This is a genomic window from Pseudomonas sp. S60 (assembly GCF_016647865.1).
GTDB lineage: Bacteria > Pseudomonadota > Gammaproteobacteria > Pseudomonadales > Pseudomonadaceae > Aquipseudomonas > Aquipseudomonas parafulva.
In genome coordinates, this window is record NZ_JACVVH010000004.1 from 119,217 (window position 1) to 141,432 (window position 22,216).

The following is a 22,216-nucleotide window of genomic DNA, read 5'->3' on the forward strand; positions in this document are numbered from 1 at the left end:
TTGTCCGCCGAAAAACCCAAGGCGATCTAACTTTCCCGCTCACCCGGCCGATAACCATTACACACCCTCAAACATGGCCGCTTGCCAGCCATAGGGACATGATGCAACCTTGCCAGATTCGACGTGGTCCAACGGGCGCGTTCCCTCTTCAAGCGAGTCTTCGATGAAAAGCCAAACCGATGCCGCCAGCCGTGTGGCGGCCGAGGTCGTCACGCCGTTACCCGTGCCGTCGCGGCTGGGTATGCTGCGGTTCGAAAGGCTCAACGAGGCAAGCTGGTCGCTGCTGTACCTGGACCCGGCCTGCGAGCGCCAGTTTGGCCTGCACGCCGGCGATTTGTGCGCCCTGGTGGATGCCCCCTACGCCAGCCTGATGGAGCCTGAGGCCCGCTACCGGCTGCACGACGACATCCAACTGCAATTGGCCCAACGTGCCTATTACCGGGTGCGCTACACCCTGCATACCCCAAGCGCCTCACTGCGCATGCTGGAAGTGGGCGAAGGCTACAAGCAACACAACCGCCAGTTGCTGCGCGGCTACCTGAGCGTGCTGGACGACCACCCCGAAGACACGGGCGAGACCGCCAGTGAGCTTGAGTCGCGCAACAACCGCCTGCAACTGGCCCTGCAACTGAACCAACGCGCCCAGCAGGAACAACTGGAACACCTTGAGCGGGTGCGCAGCCAGCAGGACCTCATCCTGCGCCTGGCACGCCAGCGGTACAGCGCCGAAAACTCACTGCTTGAAGCCGCCGAATTGATCACCCGCAGTGCCTGCGAAATCTACAAGATCGACTGCGCTGGCATCTGGCACCTGGAAGACCAGCGCCTCGAACCCATCACCGCCTGGTACAGCGACGTGCAGGCCTACCGCCAGCCCGAAGCCATTGACGCCAGCCGCTTCCCCGACTACCTGGACGCCCTGCACGCCAGCCGTGCCATCGACGCCCACAATGCCGGCCACGACCCCCGCACCCGCGCCCTGTTGCAAAGCATGGGGCCCGGCAACAAGGCGATGCTCGACGCCAGTATCCGCGTCGACGGCCAGGTGGTAGGCGTGCTGTGCCTTGAGCAGACCGGGCAGACGCGCGCCTGGCAGTCAGACGAAATTGCCTTTGCCGGCGAGCTGGCCGACCAGTTCGCCCAGGTGATCACCAACCACAACCGCCGTGCCGCCACCAGCGCGCTGCACCTGTTCCAGCGAGCGGTGGAACAAAGTGCCAGTGCCTTCCTGCTGGTGAACCGCGATGGCCAGGTGGAATATGTAAACCCGAGTTTCACCGCCATTACCCAGTACAGCACCGATGAAGTCCAGGGCCACCACCTGGGGGAGTTGCCCGCGCTGGAAAACCTCAACGAACTGCTGTTCGATTCCCCTTCCAGCCTGGCCATGGGCAACAGCTGGCAGGGCGAATTCAAAAGCCGGCGCAAGAACCTGGAGCCCTACTGGGGCCAGTTGTCGATCTCCAAGGTGTACGGCGACAACCGCGAGCTGACCCACTACATCGGCATCTACGAAGACGTCACCCAGACCAAGCTGGCGCAGCAGCGCATCGAGCGTTTGGCCTACACCGACAACCTGACCAACCTGGGTAACCGCCCTGCCTTCATCCGCAGCCTGGACGAATGCTTCGCCCGCGACGTGCAAAACGCCATGTGCCTGTTGTTGGTAGACATCGACAACTTCAAGCGCATCAACGACAGCCTGGGCCACCACACCGGCGACAAGCTGCTGATCAGCCTGGCCAGGCGCCTGCGCAACAGCCTGCACGCCGGCGGCATCCTGGCGCGCTTCGCCAGTAACGAGTTTGCCGTGCTGCTCGACGACACCAGCCTGGAAGCGGGCCAGAGCGTGGCGCAGCAGTTGCTGCATACCCTCGACAAACCGATGTTCGTCGACAACCAGTTGATCAACGTCACCGCCTCGGTAGGCCTGGCCAGTGCGCCGCAGCACGGCGCCGACCCCACCAGCCTGATGAAGAACGCAGGCCTTGCCCTGCACAAGGCCAAGGCCAACGGCAAGCACCAGGTGCAGGTGTTCACCGAGGTGCTCAATGCCGAAGCCAGCTACAAACTGTTCGTCGAGAACAACCTGCGCCGCGCGCTGACCCAGAACGAGCTGGAGGTGTTCTACCAGCCCAAGCTGTGCCTGCGCAGTGGCCGGCTGCTGGGCCTGGAAGCCTTGCTGCGCTGGAACCACCCCGAGCGCGGCATGATCCGCCCGGACCAGTTCATCAGCGTGGCCGAAGAAACCGGCCTGATCATCCCCATCGGCAAATGGGTGGTGCGCCAATCCTGCCGCATGAGCAAAGCGTTGCGCGAAGCCGGCCTGGGCAACCTGCATGTGGCCATCAACCTGTCGCCCAAGCAGTTCTCCGACCCGGACCTGGTGGCCTCAATCAGCAGCATCATTCGCGAGGAGGGGCTGCCGGCGCACCTGCTGGAACTGGAACTGACCGAAGGGCTGCTGCTGGAAGCCAGCGACGACACGCACCGCCAGCTGGATGAACTGAAAGCCCTGGGCCTGACCCTGGCCATGGACGACTTTGGCACCGGCTACTCATCGCTGAGCTACCTGAAGAAGTTTCCGATCGACATCCTCAAGATCGACCGCAGCTTCATCAATGATATTCCGGACAACCAGGACGACATGGAAATCACCTCGGCGGTGGTGGCCATGGCGCACAACCTGAAGCTGAAAGTGGTGGCAGAGGGCATCGAGACGCCTGCCCAGCTGGCGTTCCTGCGCCGCCACCGCTGCGATATTGGCCAGGGATACCTGTTCGACCGGCCGATTCCAGGGCGCGAGCTTGCCGAGCGATTGAAGCGTTACCCACGCGGGCCGGTGGCCTGACAGCAGCATAAACCTCGGGCACTATAGAGCCCATGAGGGCCTCTTCGCCCACAAGCCCACCACGGATTTCGAATACTGTGGAAGGCCTGTGGGAGCGGGTTTACCCGCGAATGCCCCAGCACCTACCCAACTGAAAAAACACAGAGGAACGGCCATGGTCCTGCGTTCGGAAATCCTGGTGAACAAAAACGTCATGCCTACTGCGGAACAGGCCCTGCCTGGCCGCGAAACGCCAATGAGCCTGCCCGAATTCCACTACGTGTTCGAAGGCACCCCGCTACTCGGCCCCTTCTTCGAAGGCGCTATCGACTTCGCCATTTTCGGCCTGGGTTGCTTCTGGGGCGCCGAGCGCCGCTTCTGGCAGCGTGAAGGTGTGGTCAGCACGGTGGTTGGCTACGCTGGCGGCTTCACCCCAAACCCTACCTACGAAGAAGTCTGCTCGGGCCTGACCGGCCACACCGAAGTGGTACTGGTGGTGTTCGACAAGGACAAGGTCAGCTACCGCGAGCTGCTGGCCATGTTCTGGGAACTGCACAACCCGACCCAAGGCATGCGCCAGGGCAACGATGTCGGTACCCAGTACCGCTCGGCCATCTACTGCACCAGCCCGCAACAGCTGGAGCAGGCCAAGGCCAGCCGCGACGCCTTCCAGGCTGAACTGAGCAAGGCTGGCTTCGGCGAAATCACCACTGAAATCGACCAGGCACCGACGGTGTACTTCGCCGAGGCCTACCACCAGCAGTACCTGGCCAAGAACCCCCAGGGCTACTGCGGTATCGGCGGTACCGGCGTGTGCCTGCCGCCTAGCCTGCAGGGTAACTGAAGCATGAGCACGATGACCCTGTTTCACGCCCCCTTGTCGCCATTCGTGCGCAAGGTCATGGTGGTGTTGCACGAAACCGGCCAGCTGCAGCGTGTGCAACTGCACACGGTGAATATCAGCCCGGTGAGCGGCGATGCGCAGCTTAACCAGGGCAACCCGATCGGCAAGATCCCGGCCCTGCGCCTGGATGACGGCACCGTGCTGCATGACAGCCGGGTCATCTGCGAATACCTTGACCAGCAGCACGTGGGCCAGCCACTGCTGCCCCGTGAGGGCTCTGCCCGCTGGCGGCGCATGACGCTGGCGTCCCAGGCCGATGCAATCATGGATGCGGCGGTTTCCAGCCGCTACGAAAGCTTCTTGCGGCCTGAGGACAAGCGTTGGGGCGGGTGGCTGGAGGCTCAGGCCGAAAAAATCCGCCGCAGCCTCGCCAACCTGGAGCAGGAGCATCTGGCTGAGCTGGCATCCGGGTTCGACCTGGCAGCCATCGGCCTGGCGTGTGCACTGGGGTATCTGGACCTGCGCCAGCCCGAGTTTGGCTGGCGGGAGCGCCAGCCAGGGTTGGCAGCGTGGTATGCCGAGGTGAGCTTGCGGCCGTCCATGGTAGCGACCGCTCCAGCGGCCTGAGCGGCCTCATCGCGGGTTTACTCGCGATTGTCCCTGCCCATTTTTAAGATGCAAACCTCAACCCATTCAGCAACCCGGCTTGCCCGCCGTATACTTCTTGGCCGGGTTGACTGCAGCCTTGAACTCGCGCAGAGCCTTGGCGCCCACCAGCAGCGGGTAGTTGAAGTGGCTGCGGTCCACGAGGTTGACCTCGACCGTACGCTTCACATCGCCCAGGCAAAGCTCAAGGTCTACCACCGGCCGTTTGGTTGCCTCGGGCGCATCCCCTTCATCGTCCTCTTCGGCGCGCGCCTTGATCTTGCTGATGCGCGATACCTTGTGCTCATACACCTTGCCGTCCGCATCCTGGGTGGCGAGGCGGAAGCGCACCCACTCCTCCCCGTCACGGGTGAAGCGTTCGATATCCTTGGCCGACAACGACGCCGTGTAGGCGCCGGTGTCCATCTTGGCTTTCAGCGTTTCACCGATCTCCGGCAGTGCGATGTTTTCGTAACGTCCATACACGGTAGGCTCGGCGGCCATCACCGGTAGCGCCAACAGTGACAGCAGGGCAAACAGAGGTTTCACAGGCAAGCTTCCTTGAAAGGGGTCGGTGCTTAGACTGCACCGGCAGAAGAGGTTCGCTGTCACAAGCCTAACCAACATAATGTGAAACATTTGTCTTCATCGCAGCGCATTGGACATTTGGCGTAGGCCAACGCCCTGCTTATCATTGCCAACAGTTTTCATCCCACAACAAGAGTTTCCTTATGCGTCGCCTGCTGACCGGCATTCTCACCACCACCCTGCTGCTGCTCAACACCCTGGTGTTGATCGGCCCGCTGCTGGTATTCGCCCTGATCAAACTGGTGCTGCCGGGGCGTGGCCGCGACTACGCCTCGTGGGCAGTGATGTGGGTGGCCGAAACCTGGTCGGAAATCGACAAAGCCATCTTCGCCCTGTGCATCCCTACCCGGTGGGACATTCGCGGTGTCGAAAGCCTGCGCAAAGACACCTCGTACCTGGCGGTGAGCAACCACCAAAGCTGGGTCGATATCCCCGCATTGATCGAAAGCCTCAACCGCCGCACGCCGTTCTTCAAATTCTTCCTGAAAAAAGAGCTGATCTGGGTGCCGCTGCTGGGCCTGGCCTGGTGGGGCCTGGACTACCCCTTCATGAAGCGTTACAGCAAGGCGTTTCTGGAGAAGCACCCCGAGCTCAAGGGCAAGGACCTGGAAATCACCAAGGCCGCCTGTGAGCTGTTCCGGCGCCAACCGGTGACCGTGGTCAATTACCTGGAAGGCACCCGCTTCACCGAAGCCAAGCGGTTGGAGCAGCAGTCCCCCTATGGCCACCTGCTCAAACCCAAGGCGGGTGGCGTGGCGTTTGTGCTGGCGGCATTGGGCGAGCAGCTGGATGCCCTGCTGGACGTGACAATCGTATATCCCGGCAACAAGGCGCCGGGGTTCTGGGACCTGCTCAATGGCAGTGTCAGCCGGGTGATCATTGATATTCAGGTACGCGAACTGGCCCCCGCGCTGTGGGCGGGAGATTACGAGAACGATCCGGAGTTTCGCCAGACGATACAGGCCTGGGTGAACCGGTTGTGGGTGGAGAAGGACCTGCGGATTGAGCAATTGCGGGGCGAAATGGGCTGAACTATTCGCCGCCTGGCTTGGGCCACTTCGCGGGTAAACCCGCTCCCACAGTGCCCGCGCCGACCGTCAGACCGAAGGCTGGACTAACGGCGCCGGCGCCGTCCACAAGCTACCCAGGTTCTGCAACAACGACCCGGCAATCCCTTGCTGCCCCAGGTACTGCAGAATCAACGGCGCGAACTGCCCGATCATGCCGGTATCCATGCCCAACGCCTTGAACGCGCTGTCCAGGTCATTGCGGTTTTCGACATTGCCCAGCGCATTGCTCAGCGCCGAGCGCTGCCCAGTATGCTTACCGAGCAGTTCACCGAGACCATTAAGGCTACCCAGTGCATGTGCGCCCGCCAGCAGGTCCAGACCGGGCACCGCCTTGGTCAGCTGGCCGTATTCATCACCACTGAGGTTGTTGCGCGCCAGGCCCAGCATGGCGCCAGCGCCGCCTAGCGCTTGTTCCGGGCTGATCTTGAGTTCGCTGCCGAGGGTGTTGAGCAGGTCGGCCTGCGCTTGCGGGGCCTGTACGTTGCCTTGCTCGCCTTGCATGGCCGAAACGACGTTGGCGGCGTCGTTGAGGTTGAAGGCGAACACCGGGCTAGCGGCCAGGGTCATCAGGGTTGCCAGGGTGACTGCTTTCATCGTAACGGGCCTCGTTGACCACAATGGTCGGAAACGACGTGTTGGACTGGAAGCCCAGGGGAATGTTTCAGGCCGCGCGTCGGCTGAAACGGCATAACGAACCTCCGCTTATGGAGGCTCACTGATACTTTTGCTAGTTGAGGCTCACCGATAATCGTCAAACACTCGACGCAGCCGCTGTAACGATCAGCCTGTTCATAATGGGGACCTGTGTCATGTTGAAAGATGCCAATTACCGTATGTTCCATGCTGGCGAGCATCTTGTCACAGTGGTCCATGCACACGGCGGTACATCCTTGCTACGCGCTGGACGACTACCGCTCGCCCAATTGAGCACAGAGCAGCCGCACGCCTCGTTGCTACTGGCTTCGGATGAGAAAGCGTCGGTGCTCAAGGTCCTGCAAAACCGCCATGGGCAGCCCATCACTTATGATGTGTATGGCTATGCCTTGTCGCACAGCGAGTCGTTACTGAGGTTCGATGGCGAATTTCAGGATGCCATCACCCACTTGATGTGCATGGGCAACGGTAAACGCTGTCGTGATCCAAGGATGAGTCGGTTTCTCCAGCCGGATGAGCTGTCGCCCTTCGGCAAGGGAGGGGTGAATACCTATGGGTACGTATCGGGTGACCCGGTCAACCGCATCGATCCGTCCGGGCAGTTCTCGTGGCTGATCAAGGCTTTTCGAAGGGTTCAAAAGTTTTTCGGCAAGGGTAAAAACTCACCACCTCAACACGAAAATTTCGAGCTGGTCATTGTGAACGACCAGCAGCGTTCGCCACAACCTGGTCCGTCGCGGCTGGCTTCACAACCCGTGATGACTCAGATGCCGAATGATTCGAGGACCGCAGGTACAACGACTACAACATTGATCAGTGCACCTGACGCCGGTTCGCGCAAATTTTTACGGTATGAAACTTCCCGTGAGGGAACCTATGTTGTCTATCGAACGGGTGGAGGGATTCTTGTGCGAGCACACGACCCAACACATGAAATCACCGTCCAACCGGACGGGTACACGCTACCTGACGGGTTCACAATTCCCTATAACAGAAGCAGGGTGGTTTCAAACCCCAGTTCGGCAAGAGACAGAGTGAGATGCTCGCAGTGAGCCCAGCGTGCTACGCGGCAGAGATACGGCCAGCATGGCAGCCGAAGCCAATTGCAGTTTTGCTGAGGGCACGCAAGGGTGGCGCTGTACGCGGGGCGCTAGCCTCCAAGTGACCAACGGGGCAGGTAGGGAGCTACCCGATGACAGACCTGATAATTCTGTCAGTTGCGTCCTCTAAGCAAGCCATGGACACTTTTCCTGTGACCTACCGAGACAACGGGAGCTGCCGATGAACACGCATACACCTACAGCGCTGTATTATTTTCAAGGCGGGCCGTCAGTTAGCGTTGAACACGGCAAGTCAGCGAACTCCGTTTTCCATAACGAAAACACGCCGCTTGCAGAGTTCCGATAAAACGCGTCTTTCTATAACACACCGCTTGCGATCAATGCCGCGAACTCGAGCCAGCAGCCAGTTCGAAAGCGAAGCGTAATAGAGCGAATTTCACGAGGCACTAAAGATGAATAACAAGCCAACGATGTATTTTTACCAGAATAAAAAAATAACCACCATCAAATCAGATAATCACGCTAGCTCCGTCCTTCGAAGCAATGAAGCAATTTTAGCTGAACGCCCCATGCAAACGCCGAATGCCACCCGTCTTTATGCAACTAGCGAGTCGGGATCGGTACTGAGATCTTCGCTTTCCGACTCAGCAGCACATAACTATTCCGCCTATGGCCATGGCGCAATGCTGAACAGCTCCATGTTTGCATTTAATGGGGAAATGTGGCAGCAGCCTTCAGCAAAATACCTCCTCGGGGACGGATACAGACTTTACAGCCCCGCGATCATGCGTTTTCTGTCGCCAGACATTCTCAGCCCCTTCCGTGAGGGCGGCATCAATCCCTTCAATTATTGTGGGGGTGACCCAATCAACTATACGGATCCATCAGGCGCTTTTCGCATATTTTTCAAAACCCGAGGCCGCCCGCGAGTTCCCAAGGCACTTAAAAAACTCCCGCCTCCAGAGCACGAGCCATCATCTCCAAACCCTCCACTTTACAATTCGATAGACGATGAATTGCCCCCTCCTTCTTACATTAGCACGATTACAAGCTCCCAGAGTGAACTAGCGACTGTCCTACCAGAGCCGAAAAAACAGCTGGGAAAATTTTCAAAACGGATCGGTCACTTCGACCAATACCTTGAACGACAAGAAATAAAACTCGAAAAAGCTGAAAAATACCACTTCAATATTTTACAGAGACAAGGACGTTACCCAGCGAACGACAGGATCCAACAAACCCTCAGCTATCTGGAGCGAAGAGCCGAATACGATATCAATTATTACAACAATAAAATAACGAAATTTACAATAGATAGAGATCACATCGTGTTTTGGGTGGAAAAGATTCGCACCGCCCGTTAGATAGCGCTCACCCTGCAGCGATGTATGAACAGACTGCAGTATAAGGACCCCTCAACCAGCCAAGGGGTCCTTATTCAACGCCTCACGCAGCACTAAACGTCCTGTGCGGGTCAATCACAAACTTCTTCGGCACGCCCGCGTCGAATTCGCCATACCCTTCCGGCGCCTGATCCAAGCTGATCACCTGCACCCCAACGATCTCAGCGATATTGATGCGGTCCCACATGATCGCCTGCATCAGCTGGCGGTTGTACTTCATGGTTGGGGTCTGACCGGTATGGAAGCTGTGCGACTTGGCCCAGCCCAAGCCGAAGCGGATGCTCAGTGCGCCGATCTTGGCGGCGGCATCCACCGCACCCGGGTCTTCAGTCACGTACAGGCCGGGGATACCGATTTGGCCGGCAACACGGGTGACCTGCATCAGCGAGTTGAGCACCGTGGCCGGGGCCTCATGCTTGGCGCCTTCATGGCCATGGCCGCGGGCTTCGAAGCCAACGGCATCGACAGCGCAATCCACTTCTGGCTCGCCGAGGATGTCGACGATCTGTTCGTGCAGCGGGGTGTCCTTGGACAGGTCGACCACTTCGAAGCCCTGGGACTTGGCGTGGGCCAGGCGAGCCGGGTTAAGGTCGCCGACGATGACGCAGGCAGCGCCCAGCAGGCGGGCCGAAGCAGCGGCAGCCAGGCCGACCGGGCCAGCGCCCGCGACGTAAACGGTGCTGCCAGGGCCAACGCCCGCAGTCACGGCACCGTGGTAGCCGGTTGGCAGGATGTCGGACAGGCAGGTCAGGTCACGGATTTTCTCCATGGCCTTGTCGCGCTCAGGCAGTTTCAGCAGGTTGAAGTCGGCGTATGGCACCAGCACGTACTCGGCCTGGCCGCCGGTCCAGTCGCCCATGTCTACATAGCCATAGGCACCACCGGCACGGGCCGGGTTGACAGTGAGGCAGACACCCGTGTGCATTTCTTTGCAGGAGCGGCAACGGCCGCAGGCCACGTTGAACGGTACCGATACCAGGTCACCGATCTGCATGCGCTCGACGTCGCTGCCCTTCTCGACGATTTCACCGGTGATTTCGTGCCCCAGCACCAGGCCGACCTGGGCAGTGGTGCGGCCGCGGACCATGTGCTGGTCAGAGCCGCAGATGTTGGTGGAAACCACCTTGAGGATCACGCCGTGCTCGATTTTCTTGCCGCGCGGATCTTGCATCTTGGGGTAGTCGATCTTTTGTACTTCGACCTTGCCAGCGCCGAGATACACCACTCCACGGTTACCAGACATGCTCTTACCTCGCTTGATTTGTACTTATGCAGCGGTGGTTGAACGCGCCGCCATCCATGGGCGGCATGTGTTACTGGAATGAAGGGAATTGTGGGCTTGATGGGAGGCTGTGCGGTGACTGGAAACGACAGGGAGATGCCTTTTAACGGCAGGCCGGGTTTGCGACCTCCTAGCATTGCCAGTAGGAAAATCGGGGTGGGTATTCAGAATGGACCTGTGGCAACCCATTCTTCCATTGCATAGGGACATGAAGCATGACGACAGCAAACCATTCGCTTTTTTTCTATCAGGCCAACAGCCTGATCGCGGTGAAACAAGGCAGCGACCATCGCGCAGTTTTTCGCTCCTCAGGCGTGCCTTTAGCAGAGCAACGCTCAGGCCCGCTGGAAACGAGCCTGCTCGCGGTAGAGGGTTAAGGTACAGTCATGCAGGCCGTATGTGCTGGCCTGAGCGAACCGTACACATACTCAGCTTACGGCCACAACCCGGGGCTGCCTTCCCCCATGACGTTGCGGGGATTCAACGGCGAAGCATTGGTTGCATTGCACGCTGACTACGCACTTGGCCAAGGCCATCGCTCGTTCAGCCCGGCGAGAATGCGCTTCAACGCGCCCGATAGCTTGAGCCCTTTCGGGGCGGGTGGCCTGAATGCTTATTGCTACTGCGAAGGGGACCCGGTCAATTACCTGGATCCAACCGGGAAAATGCCGCGCCGGATGCTGGCGAATGGCAAGAAAGTCCTGCGCAGGACCGATCGTCCCGGTCTCACAAGAACGCAGTCGCTCCCAAATGATGCGTTCCCCGGTGCTACAGCCTCACGCAAACTACACGGCCAAGTAAGTGCAAGCTCTGAAAGGGTGTCAGCGTCTGCAGACAACCTGGCCCAACCCGCAAGCACTTCGCACAAAAGCCTGGTAGGAAAAGCTGCGGAACAGCAACAGCCCGACACCGTTTCGAGGCTGTCGCTAAGCACCGCGTCTTCGAATTCGAGCACCACTGGAAGCGAGTCAAACCTGGCCCCCCAAGACCTTGAACTTTCATTCCATATACGAGGTCTGGCCGACCATTCTTAAAAATGGAAAGGTCACTGGCTTATATTATAAGTCTGTCCATGACTTGCGGAATGGGTGATAGCGAAGGGCCTGCAGTAGCCGACTCTGGATGAGCGCAGTGCTGCTGAAAGTAACCCCCTGGCATTTCTGACAGTTACCGTCCTGTAGGTTTCATTCTAGGATTGATCAAAACTCTCTACTGGACGGTACCTAATGATGATCGCGCAACCCTGCTTGCTATTCTATAACCGTGCCCAGCTATCGATGATAAAAAGTTCTGCTGCGACCACGCGTCTTTTTTGCGCTGGGTTTGAGCTTCTCGCAGAACAAAACAGCCAAGGTAGACTTTTATTCTGCGCACGGGACGCGGCTGGCTCACCGCTTCTCACAGTAGATCGGGAAAGGCAGACCACTCACCAGACCTTCACTGCCTATGGACACGACCGAGGCGAAAAAGCCAGAACTTCGGCCACGGGCTTTAACGGCGAGCTTCTCGATACCGTGCTGGAGGGTTATTTGTTGGGGAATGGTCACAGGGTATATAGCCCCGGCATGATGCGTTTTTACAGTGCAGATTCGCTCAGTCCTTTCAACGCCGGTGGGCCCAATGCCTATGCCTATTGCGGTGATGACCCCATTGGCAAGATTGACCCCAGTGGTCGGGCGCCGCTTATGCTCAGGCCTTTTGTAAAGGGGTACCGTTGGTTATCAAAAAGACTCAATGGCACTCAGCGAGCCCGTCATGAGGAGATTTCGATGCCCGTCTACGGTCCACCTAACCTCTCCCCTCGTTCACGGCGTGCGGCTGAAGCAGCTAGTGTGGCTCGAGCGGCTCGAATGGATCGCGAGGGTGAACGAGCACAGCTATGGGTCGAATTAGAAGGGCCGCGACGGAGCGTCTCGAGTGACGTCGATATCGATATGGGTGAGAGACCGCATCTTGCGAACGCACGGTTCCAGGCCAAAAGAGTTCTGACGGACCAGATGAGATACTTAGAGAAACGTAAAGCCTTTGCCAAAAGTGAAATAGATCTTGCCGCAAAGGACCCATCCCGCCCTGGCCTGATGACTTACCGTGAGGCAATGGACATCATAATAGACAGTAGGATTGAGCAACTTCAAATAAAGTCTGTGTACGCCTCCATCTTCGACGGAGTCTCCAGCATTCGAAGTGCCTCTTGAGACTGTGCCCTTGTCACAGCACCACTGTCCGATTGGCATTCAAAAACACCCGCTTTTCAATGTGATACCCCACCGCCCGCGCCAGCGTCAGGCATTCGATGTCACGCCCCTTGGCGATCAGGTCTTCGGGGTAATGGCTGTGGTCCACCACTTCGACGCCCTGGGCGATGATCGGCCCTTCATCCAGGTCGTTGTTGATGTAGTGGGCGGTGGCACCGACCATCTTCACACCCTTGTTGTAGGCCTGGTGATAAGGCTTGGCGCCTTTGAACCCAGGCAACAGCGAGTGGTGGATGTTGATTGCCCAGCCATCCAGGCGCCGGCACAACTCGGGCGACAGCACTTGCATGTAACGGGCAAGAATCACCAGCTCGGCACCCGTGTCCTCGATCACCTGCAGCACCTTGCGTTCTTGCCCGGGCTTGTCATTGGGGTCGAGGGCAAAGTGGTAGTAAGGGATCTTGTGCCAGTGGGCCAATGGCTCCAGGTCGGGGTGGTTGGACACCACCGCCACCACGTCCATGGCCAGCTGGCCAATGCGCTGACGATACAGCAGGTCATTCAGGCAGTGGTCGGCCTTGGACACCATGATCACCACCTTGGGGCGGTGGTTGGGCGCGGTCAGCTCGAAGGCCATGCCAAAAGCCTGGCTGCGTTCGGCCAGGCCTGCACGCAGGCCGTGTTCGTCAAAACCGTCAGGTACGCGAAACTCCACGCGGATGAAGAACCGCCCTGACAACCGGTCGTCGAAGGAGTGGTGCTCCGTGACGTAGCAGCGTTGCTCGAAGAGATAACGCGTCACCACGTCGACGGTACCGAGCATGCTCGGGCAGTCGGCGGTAAGAATCCAGGTATCCGGTGCCCGACTCATGGTGTTTCTCCTTAGGCCTCGATGGCCAGACCGTACTCAGCCGATGCGTCCTGCAGCCACAACCACCAGTAGTCCGAGAAGCTGCGGCGGATTACCAGTTCCCAGGTGTCTTCGGCCGTACGGCGGATCACCAGTTGCGACTTGGCGAACACGGTGCCCACAGCCTTGCCGACCGGGAAGTTGTTCGGGTGTACATCGTAGCTGGTGGACTTCATCAGCACTTCGCGCACGTTCGGGCCGCGCAGCTCCAGCAGGCTCTGCCCACCGCTGACGTTGACCACCTGGATGTGCTGGCCTTCAAGGGCAGCACGCAGCTTTTGCTCCACCGCCAGTTCCTGGCCGCCGGGTACGATCAGCAGCCACTCATCCGGCCCCACCCACTGCAGCGACATGTCGTTGCTGGCGACCACGGTCAGCGCGACCGGCAGCTCGAGGCCCAGGGCCTTGTGCACACCAGCGGCGAATTCCGGGTTATGGCCGTCACCCCGCAGGGTGAGGTGGCCGAGGAACTTGCGTTCACGCAGGATCACGCCTGCATTGTTGCGGCCCTTGCCCACCAGGCTGGCCAGGTCGGCATGGTGCAGCGGCGACTGGGCCTTGGCCTCGGCGCCGGGGTTTTGCTGGAAGACGTTGATAGCGCTCATTTCTTACCTGCCTTGAATTCTGTAGGTCGCGTACGGTGCCATGGCGGGTGGTGCATCCTGTAGGAGTGGATTTACCCGCTCCTACAGGGACCTCATTACCCGCCCGGCACCGTTTGCCATCCGGGGACTTAGACGTTCTGCCGCTCACCCTTCGGATCGAAGAACACCGAAGACACGATTTCCGCCTCGATCACGCTGCCGTCAGCCTGTGGCGAGTAAACGCGCTCGCCCATGCGCTTGAGGCCGCCCTTGACCACGCCCATGGCAAACGAATAGCCCAGGGAGTTGGCGGCGTAGCTGGAGGTCACGTGGCCGACCATGTCCATCGGAATGGCTTGCTTGGGGTCGAACACCAGTTGCGCGCCTTCAGGCAGCCACTTGGTGGGGTCGATCGGCTTCAGGCCTACCAGTTGCTTGCGGTTCTCGCGCACGCAGTCTTCACGGTTCATGCCACGCAGGCCGATCCACGAGAACGGCTTGTTGCGGCCCACGCACCAGCTCATGTTCAGGTCGTCCGGGTTCATCGAACCATCGGTATCCTGGCCCACGATGATGAAGCCCTTCTCGGCGCGCAGCACGTGCATGGTTTCGGTGCCGTACGGGGTCAGGTTGTACTTCTTGCCAGCCTCGATGATCTGCTCGAGTACGCCCATGGCGTAGTTGGCCTGTACGTTGACCTCGTAGGAAAGCTCTCCGGTGAACGAAATACGGAACACCCGCGCCGGTACCCCACCCACGTTGCCTTCCTTCCAGGTCATGAACGGGAAGGCTTCCTTGTCCATGTCGATGTCGGTGAGTTCGCTCAACAGCTTGCGGCTGTTGGGGCCGGACAAGGTCATGGTGGCCCAGTGGTCGGTGACCGAGGTGAAGTACACCTTCAGCTCAGGCCATTCGGTCTGGTGGTACAGCTCCATCCACTGCAGCACACGTGCAGCGCCGCCGGTGGTGGTGGTCATGATGAAATGGTTGTCGCCAACGCAGGCGGTTACGCCGTCGTCGAACACCATGCCATCTTCCTTGCACATCAGGCCGTAGCGGGCCTTGCCCACATCGAGCTTGGTCCAGGCGTTGGTATAGATGCGGTTGAGGAACTCACGGGCATCCGGCCCCTGGATGTCGATCTTGCCCAGGGTCGAGGCGTCCAGCAAACCGACGCTGTCACGCACGGCCTTGCACTCACGGGCAACGGCGGCATGAATATCTTCGCCGGCCTTGGGGAAGTACCACGGGCGTTTCCACTGGCCGACGTCCTCGAACTCGGCACCGTTCTTCACGTGCCAGGCATGCAGGGCAGTGAAGCGTACGGGTTCGAACAGGTGGCCACAGTGCCGGCCCGCTACCGCACCGAAGGTAACCGGCGTGTAGTTGGGGCGGAACATGGTGGTGCCCATTTCCGGGATGGTGATGCCCATCGAACGGGCAGCGATGGCCAGGCCGTTGATGTTGCCCAGTTTGCCCTGGTCGGTACCGAAGCCCAGTGCGGTGTAGCGCTTGACGTGCTCGACCGACTCGAAGCCCTCGCGGGTGGCCAGCTCGATGGCCGCGGCAGTGACGTCGTTCTGCTGGTCGACGAACTGCTTGGGTGCACGGGCAGTGCCCTTGTCGTGCGGCACCTGGAACAGCGCCACAGTGGCGTCTTCCTTGCGCGACACGGTTTTTGGCAGGGTGCCGACGGTGGCCTTGAAACCGGCTTCGGTGGCTGCGCGCACGCCGCCCTCAAAGCCATCGGCAATGGCGTCGCCCAGCGGGTACACACCGTTGATGCCGCCCACGCATTCACGTTTCTGCGGGGCCTTGCCCGGCACGAAGCCCAGAATGTCGTCACGCCACACAGGGCGACCGCCCAGGTGCGAAGCCAGGTGAACCACCGGGCTGTAGCCGCCGGATGTGGCGATCAGGTCGCACTCGAGGGTTTCGCCTGGGCTGGTGACCTTGTGTGCCTGCACATCGATGGCTGCCACGCGGGCACCCGTCACATGCTTGCTGCCCTTGGCCTCGATCACGGCGCTGGAGGTGAGAATGCGGATACCCTTGGCACGTGCTTCTTCCACCAGCGAGCCACGCGGGTTGTGGCGCGCATCGGCGATGGCCACTACCTGCAGGCCGGCGTCGTGCCAGTCCAGCGCGGTACGGTAAGCGTGGTCGTTGTTGGTCGACAGCACCAGCTTGCGGCCCGGTGCCACGCCGTAGCGACGCACGTAGGTAGACACGGCACCGGCCAGCATGTTGCCCGGCACGTCGTTGTTGCCGTAGACCAGCGGGCGCTCGTGGGCACCGGTTGCCAGTACTACACGCTTGGCGCGTACGCGGTGCACACGGTGGCGTACCTGGCCGATCGGCGCACGGTCACCCAGGTGGTCGGTGAGGCGCTCGTGAATGGTCAGGAAGTTATGGTCGTGGTAGCCGTTGACCGTGGCGCGTGGCAGCAGGGTCACTTCCGGCAGGCCTTCGAGCTCTTTCACCACCGCACTGACCCACTCGGCAGCCGGTTTGCCGTCGAGGGTTTCACGGGTGTCGAGCAGGCTGCCGCCGAACTCTTCCTGTTCGTCAGCCAGGATCACCCGGGCACCGCTGCGCGCAGCGGCCAGGGCAGCGGCCAGGCCAGCAGGGCCGGCACCCACGATCAGCACGTCGCAGTGCTGGTTCATGTAGTCGTAGCTGTCCGGGTCGTTCTGCAGCGGTGCACGGCCCAGGCCGGCAGCCTTGCGGATGTACTTCTCGTAGGTCATCCAGAACGACTTGGGGTACATGAAGGTTTTGTAGTAGAACCCCGGCGGCATCATGCTGCCGCCTACCTTGCCAAGGATGCCCATGACGTCGTTGTTGACGTTCGGCCAGCCGTTGGTGCTGGTGGCAACCAGGCCCGAATACAGGGCCTGCTGGGTAGCACGCACGTTTGGGATCTGGGTGGCTTCGCTGGAGCCGATCTGCAGGATGGCGTTCGGCTCTTCGGTACCTGCCGCGATGATGCCGCGGGGGCGCGAGTACTTGAAGCTGCGGCCCACGATGTCAACGCCGTTGGCCAGCAGTGCGGCCGCCAGGCTGTCGCCGGCATAGCCCTGGTAGGTCTTGCCGTTGAAGGTGAAGTTCAACACCTTGCTGCGGTCGATGCGGCCGCCGCTGGCGAGGCGATAGGTCTGGCTCATACGTTGACTCCCCGTTCGTTTACAGCAGCCGAGCGCTCAGGCGTGTGTTCACGGGCGCTGACCTGCGGCTTCTCGCCAATCTTGTAGGTTTCCAGAATCTCGTAGGTCTCGGTGTTGCGGGTGACGTTGAAGTACTGACGGCAGCCGGCAACGTGGTCCCACAGCTCGTGGTGGATACCGCGCGGGTTGTCACGGTAGAACATGTACGTGCCCCACTCCTCGTCGGAGCAGGCGCTGGGGTCCAGCGGGCGGGCGATGTGCGCCTGGCCAGAGGCGTGGAACTCTTCTTCGGAGCGCAGCTCGCCGCAGTGGGGACAGAAAATATGCAACATGACGGTGTCTCCGGTTAGTGGGCGACGGCGGCGGCGCCGTGTTCGTCGATCAGTGCGCCGTTGTAGAAACGGTCCATGGAGAACGGCGCTGCCAGTGGGTGCATTTCGCCCTTGGCCAGGCTCGCAGCGAAGACGTTGCCCGAACCCGGGGTCGCCTTGAAGCCGCCAGTACCCCAACCGCAGTTGAAGAACATGTTCTTGACCGGGGTTTTGGTGATGATCGGGCAGGCGTCCGGCGAGGTGTCGACGATACCGCCCCACTGGCGGTTCATGCGCACGCGGGACAGGTTGGGGAACATCTCGACGATGGCCTGCAGGGTGTGCTCGATCACCGGGTACGAACCGCGCTGGCCGTAGCCGACCCAGCTGTCGATACCGGCACCGATCACCAGGTCGCCCTTGTCGGACTGGCTGATGTAGCCGTGTACGGCGTTGGACATGATCACGCTGTCGATGATCGGCTTGATCGGCTCGGATACCAGGGCTTGCAGCGGGTGCGATTCCAGCGGCAGGCGGAAACCGGCCAGCTTGGCCATGTGCCCGGAGTTACCGGCGGTGACCACACCGACGCGCTTGGCACCGATGAAGCCTTTGTTGGTTTCAACGCCAATGACCGCGCCGTTTTCCTTGCGGAAACCTGTCACTTCGGTCTGCTGGATCAGGTCCACGCCCAGGGCGTCTGCTGCGCGGGCGAAGCCCCAGGCCACGGCATCGTGACGGGCCACGCCGCCACGGCGCTGCACGGTGGCACCCAAAATCGGGTAGCGGGTGTTCTTGGAGCAGTCCAGGTACGGGATCTCGGCCGCCACCTGGGCGGTGTTCAGCAGTTCGCCGTCCACGCCGTTCAGGCGGTTGGCACTGACGCGGCGCTCGGAGTCACGCATGTCCTGCAGGGTGTGGCACAGGTTGTACACGCCGCGCTGGGAGAACATGACGTTGTAGTTGAGGTCCTGGGACAGGCCCTCCCACAGCTTCATGGCGTGTTCGTACAGGTGCGCCGACTCGTCCCACAGGTAGTTGGAACGCACGATGGTGGTGTTACGGGCGGTGTTGCCGCCGCCCAGGTAACCTTTTTCGATCACCGCCACGTTGGTGATGCCGTGCTCCTTGGCCAGGTAGTAGGCCGTGGCCAGGCCATGGCCGCCACCGCCAACGATGACCACGTCGTACACCTTTTTCGGCGTGGGCGTGCGCCACATGCGCTGCCAGTTCTCGTGGTGGCTGAGGGAGTGCTTGAGAAGGCCGAAGCCCGAGTAACGTTGCATGGTGTGGGACTCCACTCAGCGGTAAACAGGGAAATCTGCGCACAGGGCCGCGACGTTCTTCGCCACATCGGCTTCCACGTCAGCGTCACCGAGGTTATCGAGGATGTCGCAGATCCAGCCGGCCAGGGCCACGCACTGGGCCACCTTGAAGCCACGGGTAGTCACGGCCGGGGTACCGATACGCAGGCCCGAGGTCACGAACGGCGACTGCGGGTCGTTCGGCACGGCGTTCTTGTTGACGGTGATGTGCGCGCGGCCCAGGGCAGCGTCGGCGTCTTTGCCGGTGAGGCCCTGGCGAATCAGGCTGACCAGGAACAGGTGGTTGTCGGTACCGCCAGACACCACGTCGTAGCCACGGTCGACGAACACCTGGGCCATGGCCTGGGCGTTTTCGATGACTTGCTTCTGGTAGCTCTTGAACTCAGGCTCCAGCGCTTCCTTGAAGCACACGGCCTTGCCGGCGATCACGTGCATCAGCGGGCCGCCCTGGGCGCCCGGGAATACGGCGGCGTTGAGCTTTTTCTCGATTTCTTCGTTCGACTTGGCCAGGATCAGGCCGCCACGTGGGCCGCGCAGGGTCTTGTGGGTGGTGGTGGTGACCACATCGGCGAACGGGATCGGGTTCGGGTACAGGCCAGCGGCTACCAGGCCGGCAACGTGGGCCATGTCCACGAACAGCAGCGCACCGACTTTGTCGGCAATGGCGCGGAAGCGTGGGAAGTCAAGGGTCTTGGAGTAGGCCGAGAAGCCGGCAACGATCATTTTCGGCTTGTGCTCGACCGCCAGGCGCTCGACCTCGTCGTAGTCGATCAGGCCGGTGTTGGTGTCGATGCCATACTGCACCGCGTTGTACAGCTTGCCAGACGACGACACTTTGGCACCGTGGGTCAGGTGGCCACCGTGGGCCAGGCTCATGCCCAGGATGGTGTCGCCCGGCTGCAGCAGTGCCAGGTACACGGCGCTGTTGGCGGAGGAGCCAGAGTGCGGCTGGACGTTGGCGTAATCGGCACCGAACAGCTGCTTGGCGCGCTCGATGGCCAGCGCCTCGACTTTGTCGACGTGCTCGCAGCCGCCGTAGTAGCGCTTGCCCGGGTAGCCTTCGGCGTATTTGTTGGTCAGGCCGCTGCCTTGGGCCTGCATCACGCGCTTGGAGGTGTAGTTCTCCGAGGCGATCAGCTCGATGTGATCTTCCTGCCGCTGTTCTTCGGCATTCATCGCCGCCAGCAGTGCATCGTCGTAACCCTGGATCTGGTCTTGCTTGCTGAACATCTTGTCTCTCCCGGCAGCGATCATTTTTTGTTCGGAGGGTTCAACGACCCTTTGCGGCGATGGTATGACTGGCGGGGGCGTGTCAGATGCCTGCGCACGCCTTGCAATGGCGCGTTTACGACATTCGTTTTTTTGCGGGTGCTGTCGGGCTCTTCGCGGGTAAATCGGATCGCCGCACCGCCGCTCCCACTGGTACAGCAGAGCTCTGGAAGGTTGTACTGGCCCTGTGGGAGCGGGTTTACCCGCGAAGAGGCCAGCCCAGACAACCAGATACTCGACAATGCACAGCTTGTATAGGCAACTGCCAAAACGATGGTTTAGAGTGCTGCTCTGCGTCGTTCAAAGGACAGTGCCATGACAGACAAGAGCCAACAATTTGCCAGCGACAACTACTCCGGCATTTGCCCCGAAGCCTGGGCCGCCATGGAGCAGGCCAACCATGGCCACGACCGCGCTTACGGCGACGACCAGTGGACCGAACGTGCCGCCGAGCACTTTCGCAAGCTGTTCGAAACCGACTGCGAAGTGTTCTTCGCCTTCAACGGCACTGCCGCCAACTCGCTGGCCCTGGCCTCGCTGTGCCAGAGCTACCACAGCGTGATCTGCTCCGAGACTGCCCACGTCGAAACCGACGAGTGCGGTGCACCCGAGTTCTTCTCCAACGGCTCAAAACTGCTGACCGCGCCCAGTGTGAACGGCAAGCTGACCCCACAGTCGATCCGCGAAGTGGCCCTCAAGCGCCAGGACATCCACTACCCCAAGCCGCGAGTGGTTACGCTCACCCAGGCCACTGAAGTGGGCACCGTCTACCGGCCGGACGAGCTGAAGGCCATCAGCACCACCTGCAAGGAGCTGGGCCTCAACCTGCACATGGACGGTGCGCGCTTCAGCAATGCCTGCGCGTTTCTGGGGTGCAGCCCGGCAGAAATCACCTGGAAAGCCGGCGTCGATGTGTTGTGCTTTGGCGGTACCAAGAATGGCATGGCAGTTGGCGAGGCCATCCTGTTCTTCAATCGCCAACTGGCCGAAGACTTCGACTACCGCTGCAAGCAGGCCGGGCAACTGGCGTCGAAAATGCGCTTCCTCTCCGCGCCCTGGGTCGGCCTGCTGGAAGGCGGCGCCTGGCTGCGCTACAGCGCCCATGCCAACCGCTGCGCGCAGTTGCTGGCGTCATTGGTGAGCGATTTGCCAGGTGTGCAGCTGATGTTCCCGGTAGAGGCCAATGGCGTGTTCCTGCAAATGCCCGAACCTGCCCTCGAAGCATTGCGCAACAAGGGCTGGCGGTTCTACACCTTCATCGGCAGCGGCGGCGCACGCTTCATGTGCTCGTGGGATACCGAAGAAGCACGGGTGCGGGAGCTGGCGGCGGATATCAGGGCGATACTCACCCACTGACAGCCCGCGAACGCATCAGTGATTACGTGGTGGCATTCGCGGGCTAACCGCGCCGAGCAATGAGCACCTCAATGCTCGGCGATAGTCCGGGCGATGGCGTCTACCGTGGCGTCGATCTGAGCCTGGGTACGGGCAAGTGTCTGCTGGTGTTCGTTCTGCAGTTCAACCTGTTTGGAACACAGGTTGAGCGCCGCCAGCACCAGCAATTTGTCACCGATCAGCGTGGGGTACTGGCGCTTGGTCTGGGCCAATGCGGTGTTGAGCATCTGTACCGCCTGGGCGAGGGTCGCCTCCTGGCCTTCAGGCGCCTTGATCGAATAGTCGTTGCCCAGGATCGACACAACATTGATCGGTTGCGCTTGCAGCGTCATGCGCCCACTGCACCCGCGTTGGCACGCTCCAGCAGGGCCTGCAGGCGGGCTGCAGTGCTGCCGTTCTGTTCTTCCTGCTCCATCAGCGACAGCTGCAGGGTTTCGTTCTCTTCCTTTGCCTTGGCCAGTTCCTGGCCCAGGGTGGTGTTCTGCTCGGTGAGTTGAGCGTTCTTTTGCATCAGGTCGCTGACCAGCTGCTCGATTTGATTGAGGGAGGCTTCAAGCATGGGTCTATCTCAGGTTGTTGCGAGGGGCGCACACGATAAAGAAAAGTGCCGCCCATCGCCATTAAATATCGGATTCACAAGGTTTCCGCCCCGCAGATTGACAGGGTATCCACCTGCTTGTTCC

The 22,216-nt window shown here is 60.6% G+C and carries 21 protein-coding genes; 10 read left to right on the forward strand and 11 right to left on the reverse strand.

Annotation, left to right across the window (positions count from 1 at the left end; all coding sequences use genetic code 11):
• Positions 1–163: 163 nt before the first annotated feature.
• The 3 genes from IAE33_RS03295 to IAE33_RS03305 all read left to right on the forward strand — a co-directional run bounded on the left by IAE33_RS03295 (position 164) and on the right by IAE33_RS03305 (position 4,301).
• On the forward strand, positions 164–2,851 hold the full coding sequence (locus IAE33_RS03295) for a putative bifunctional diguanylate cyclase/phosphodiesterase (RefSeq protein ID WP_060483591.1): 2,688 nt from the start codon (positions 164–166) through the stop codon (positions 2,849–2,851).
• Between the two features lie 154 nt (positions 2,852–3,005).
• The gene (msrA, locus tag IAE33_RS03300; RefSeq protein ID WP_201162160.1) at positions 3,006–3,674 is read left to right on the forward strand and encodes a peptide-methionine (S)-S-oxide reductase MsrA; all 669 of its coding nucleotides are present in this window, start codon (positions 3,006–3,008) and stop codon (positions 3,672–3,674) included.
• 3 nt (positions 3,675–3,677) lie between these two features.
• Positions 3,678–4,301, forward strand: coding sequence for a glutathione S-transferase (locus tag IAE33_RS03305; RefSeq protein WP_201162162.1), 624 nt, complete (start codon positions 3,678–3,680; stop codon positions 4,299–4,301).
• 66 nt (positions 4,302–4,367) lie between these two features.
• On the opposite strand, the gene rloA2 is transcribed toward IAE33_RS03305, so the two are convergent.
• Positions 4,368–4,868: a retropepsin-like aspartic peptidase RloA2 gene (rloA2, locus tag IAE33_RS03310; protein ID WP_201162164.1), complete on the reverse strand. Its 501-nt coding sequence runs from the start codon at positions 4,866–4,868 to the stop codon at positions 4,368–4,370.
• 182 nt (positions 4,869–5,050) lie between these two features.
• Between rloA2 and IAE33_RS03315 the strand changes: the two genes are divergently transcribed.
• Positions 5,051–5,938, forward strand: coding sequence for an acyltransferase (locus IAE33_RS03315; RefSeq protein ID WP_201162166.1), 888 nt, complete (start codon positions 5,051–5,053; stop codon positions 5,936–5,938).
• 66 nt (positions 5,939–6,004) lie between these two features.
• Here IAE33_RS03315 and IAE33_RS03320 read toward each other — a convergent pair whose 3' ends face one another.
• Complete coding sequence (locus IAE33_RS03320; RefSeq protein WP_201162168.1) at positions 6,005–6,571, reverse strand: DUF2780 domain-containing protein; 567 nt, start codon at positions 6,569–6,571, stop codon at positions 6,005–6,007.
• Between the two features lie 215 nt (positions 6,572–6,786).
• On the opposite strand from IAE33_RS03320, the gene IAE33_RS03325 reads away from it, so the two are divergent.
• Both IAE33_RS03325 and IAE33_RS03330 read left to right on the forward strand, forming a co-directional pair.
• The gene (locus tag IAE33_RS03325; RefSeq protein ID WP_201162169.1) at positions 6,787–7,683 is read left to right on the forward strand and encodes an RHS repeat-associated core domain-containing protein; all 897 of its coding nucleotides are present in this window, start codon (positions 6,787–6,789) and stop codon (positions 7,681–7,683) included.
• Between the two features lie 461 nt (positions 7,684–8,144).
• Positions 8,145–9,056 carry an RHS repeat-associated core domain-containing protein gene (locus IAE33_RS03330; RefSeq protein ID WP_201162171.1) on the forward strand — a complete coding sequence of 304 codons (912 nt, stop codon included), beginning with the start codon at positions 8,145–8,147 and terminating at the stop codon, positions 9,054–9,056.
• An 82-nt stretch (positions 9,057–9,138) separates the two neighbouring features.
• On the opposite strand, the gene fdhA is transcribed toward IAE33_RS03330, so the two are convergent.
• Positions 9,139–10,338, reverse strand: coding sequence for a formaldehyde dehydrogenase, glutathione-independent (gene fdhA / locus IAE33_RS03335; protein WP_201162173.1), 1,200 nt, complete (start codon positions 10,336–10,338; stop codon positions 9,139–9,141).
• 254 nt (positions 10,339–10,592) lie between these two features.
• Here fdhA and IAE33_RS03340 point away from each other — a divergent pair, with 254 nt between their 5' ends.
• The 3 genes from IAE33_RS03340 to IAE33_RS03350 all read left to right on the forward strand — a co-directional run bounded on the left by IAE33_RS03340 (position 10,593) and on the right by IAE33_RS03350 (position 12,572).
• Positions 10,593–10,754 carry a hypothetical protein gene (locus tag IAE33_RS03340; RefSeq protein ID WP_201162175.1) on the forward strand — a complete coding sequence of 54 codons (162 nt, stop codon included), beginning with the start codon at positions 10,593–10,595 and terminating at the stop codon, positions 10,752–10,754.
• Between the two features lie 9 nt (positions 10,755–10,763).
• Complete coding sequence (locus tag IAE33_RS03345; RefSeq protein WP_201162178.1) at positions 10,764–11,411, forward strand: RHS repeat-associated core domain-containing protein; 648 nt, start codon at positions 10,764–10,766, stop codon at positions 11,409–11,411.
• Between the two features lie 192 nt (positions 11,412–11,603).
• Positions 11,604–12,572 (forward strand): RHS repeat-associated core domain-containing protein, encoded by a 969-nt coding sequence (locus tag IAE33_RS03350; protein WP_201162180.1) that lies wholly within the window; start codon positions 11,604–11,606, stop codon positions 12,570–12,572.
• A gap of 13 nt (positions 12,573–12,585) precedes the next feature.
• On the opposite strand, the gene purU is transcribed toward IAE33_RS03350, so the two are convergent.
• The 6 genes from purU to IAE33_RS03380 all read right to left on the reverse strand — a co-directional run bounded on the left by purU (position 12,586) and on the right by IAE33_RS03380 (position 20,099).
• Positions 12,586–13,443, reverse strand: a complete 858-nt coding sequence (gene purU / locus IAE33_RS03355; RefSeq protein WP_201162182.1) for a formyltetrahydrofolate deformylase — start codon at positions 13,441–13,443, stop codon at positions 12,586–12,588.
• Positions 13,444–13,454: 11 nt separating this feature from the next.
• Positions 13,455–14,087, reverse strand: coding sequence for a sarcosine oxidase subunit gamma (locus IAE33_RS03360; protein WP_028635274.1), 633 nt, complete (start codon positions 14,085–14,087; stop codon positions 13,455–13,457).
• 128 nt (positions 14,088–14,215) lie between these two features.
• The gene (locus IAE33_RS03365) at positions 14,216–17,233 is read right to left on the reverse strand and encodes a sarcosine oxidase subunit alpha (RefSeq protein ID WP_028635275.1); all 3,018 of its coding nucleotides are present in this window, start codon (positions 17,231–17,233) and stop codon (positions 14,216–14,218) included.
• Positions 17,230–17,565 carry a sarcosine oxidase subunit delta gene (locus tag IAE33_RS03370; RefSeq protein ID WP_028635276.1) on the reverse strand — a complete coding sequence of 112 codons (336 nt, stop codon included), beginning with the start codon at positions 17,563–17,565 and terminating at the stop codon, positions 17,230–17,232. Before IAE33_RS03370 ends, IAE33_RS03365 begins: the two co-directional genes overlap by 4 nt.
• 14 nt (positions 17,566–17,579) lie before the next feature.
• On the reverse strand, positions 17,580–18,830 hold the full coding sequence (locus tag IAE33_RS03375; RefSeq protein WP_028635277.1) for a sarcosine oxidase subunit beta family protein: 1,251 nt from the start codon (positions 18,828–18,830) through the stop codon (positions 17,580–17,582).
• 15 nt (positions 18,831–18,845) lie between these two features.
• Positions 18,846–20,099, reverse strand: coding sequence for a serine hydroxymethyltransferase (locus IAE33_RS03380; RefSeq protein WP_028635278.1), 1,254 nt, complete (start codon positions 20,097–20,099; stop codon positions 18,846–18,848).
• 354 nt (positions 20,100–20,453) lie between these two features.
• On the opposite strand from IAE33_RS03380, the gene IAE33_RS03385 reads away from it, so the two are divergent.
• Positions 20,454–21,494 (forward strand): threonine aldolase family protein, encoded by a 1,041-nt coding sequence (locus IAE33_RS03385; protein WP_201162184.1) that lies wholly within the window; start codon positions 20,454–20,456, stop codon positions 21,492–21,494.
• 68 nt (positions 21,495–21,562) lie between these two features.
• On the opposite strand, the gene IAE33_RS03390 is transcribed toward IAE33_RS03385, so the two are convergent.
• Entirely contained in the window at positions 21,563–21,865 is a 303-nt protein-coding gene (locus IAE33_RS03390) for a cell division protein ZapA (RefSeq protein WP_201162186.1), read from the reverse strand.
• Positions 21,862–22,092 carry a hypothetical protein gene (locus IAE33_RS03395; protein WP_028635281.1) on the reverse strand — a complete coding sequence of 77 codons (231 nt, stop codon included), beginning with the start codon at positions 22,090–22,092 and terminating at the stop codon, positions 21,862–21,864. Before IAE33_RS03395 ends, IAE33_RS03390 begins: the two co-directional genes overlap by 4 nt.
• Between the last annotated feature and the right edge of the window lie 124 nt (positions 22,093–22,216).

What these genes read in the sequence shown, in the direction of transcription:
- IAE33_RS03350 (WP_201162180.1), top strand. Translation starts at nt 11,604, where the DNA reads ATGATGATCGCGCAACCCTGCTTGCTATTCTATAACCGTGCCCAGCTA.
- IAE33_RS03390 (WP_201162186.1), bottom strand. Translation starts at nt 21,865, where the DNA reads ATGACGCTGCAAGCGCAACCGATCAATGTTGTGTCGATCCTGGGCAAC.
- IAE33_RS03365 (WP_028635275.1), bottom strand. Translation starts at nt 17,233, where the DNA reads ATGAGCCAGACCTATCGCCTCGCCAGCGGCGGCCGCATCGACCGCAGC.
- IAE33_RS03305 (WP_201162162.1), top strand. Translation starts at nt 3,678, where the DNA reads ATGAGCACGATGACCCTGTTTCACGCCCCCTTGTCGCCATTCGTGCGC.
- IAE33_RS03325 (WP_201162169.1), top strand. Translation starts at nt 6,787, where the DNA reads ATGTTGAAAGATGCCAATTACCGTATGTTCCATGCTGGCGAGCATCTT.
- IAE33_RS03330 (WP_201162171.1), top strand. Translation starts at nt 8,145, where the DNA reads ATGAATAACAAGCCAACGATGTATTTTTACCAGAATAAAAAAATAACC.
- msrA (WP_201162160.1), top strand. Translation starts at nt 3,006, where the DNA reads ATGGTCCTGCGTTCGGAAATCCTGGTGAACAAAAACGTCATGCCTACT.
- IAE33_RS03320 (WP_201162168.1), bottom strand. Translation starts at nt 6,571, where the DNA reads ATGAAAGCAGTCACCCTGGCAACCCTGATGACCCTGGCCGCTAGCCCG.
- IAE33_RS03380 (WP_028635278.1), bottom strand. Translation starts at nt 20,099, where the DNA reads ATGTTCAGCAAGCAAGACCAGATCCAGGGTTACGACGATGCACTGCTG.
- fdhA (WP_201162173.1), bottom strand. Translation starts at nt 10,338, where the DNA reads ATGTCTGGTAACCGTGGAGTGGTGTATCTCGGCGCTGGCAAGGTCGAA.
- IAE33_RS03385 (WP_201162184.1), top strand. Translation starts at nt 20,454, where the DNA reads ATGACAGACAAGAGCCAACAATTTGCCAGCGACAACTACTCCGGCATT.
- IAE33_RS03370 (WP_028635276.1), bottom strand. Translation starts at nt 17,565, where the DNA reads ATGTTGCATATTTTCTGTCCCCACTGCGGCGAGCTGCGCTCCGAAGAA.
- IAE33_RS03395 (WP_028635281.1), bottom strand. Translation starts at nt 22,092, where the DNA reads ATGCTTGAAGCCTCCCTCAATCAAATCGAGCAGCTGGTCAGCGACCTG.
- purU (WP_201162182.1), bottom strand. Translation starts at nt 13,443, where the DNA reads ATGAGTCGGGCACCGGATACCTGGATTCTTACCGCCGACTGCCCGAGC.
- IAE33_RS03345 (WP_201162178.1), top strand. Translation starts at nt 10,764, where the DNA reads ATGCAGGCCGTATGTGCTGGCCTGAGCGAACCGTACACATACTCAGCT.
- IAE33_RS03375 (WP_028635277.1), bottom strand. Translation starts at nt 18,830, where the DNA reads ATGCAACGTTACTCGGGCTTCGGCCTTCTCAAGCACTCCCTCAGCCAC.
- IAE33_RS03295 (WP_060483591.1), top strand. Translation starts at nt 164, where the DNA reads ATGAAAAGCCAAACCGATGCCGCCAGCCGTGTGGCGGCCGAGGTCGTC.
- IAE33_RS03340 (WP_201162175.1), top strand. Translation starts at nt 10,593, where the DNA reads ATGACGACAGCAAACCATTCGCTTTTTTTCTATCAGGCCAACAGCCTG.
- IAE33_RS03360 (WP_028635274.1), bottom strand. Translation starts at nt 14,087, where the DNA reads ATGAGCGCTATCAACGTCTTCCAGCAAAACCCCGGCGCCGAGGCCAAG.
- IAE33_RS03315 (WP_201162166.1), top strand. Translation starts at nt 5,051, where the DNA reads ATGCGTCGCCTGCTGACCGGCATTCTCACCACCACCCTGCTGCTGCTC.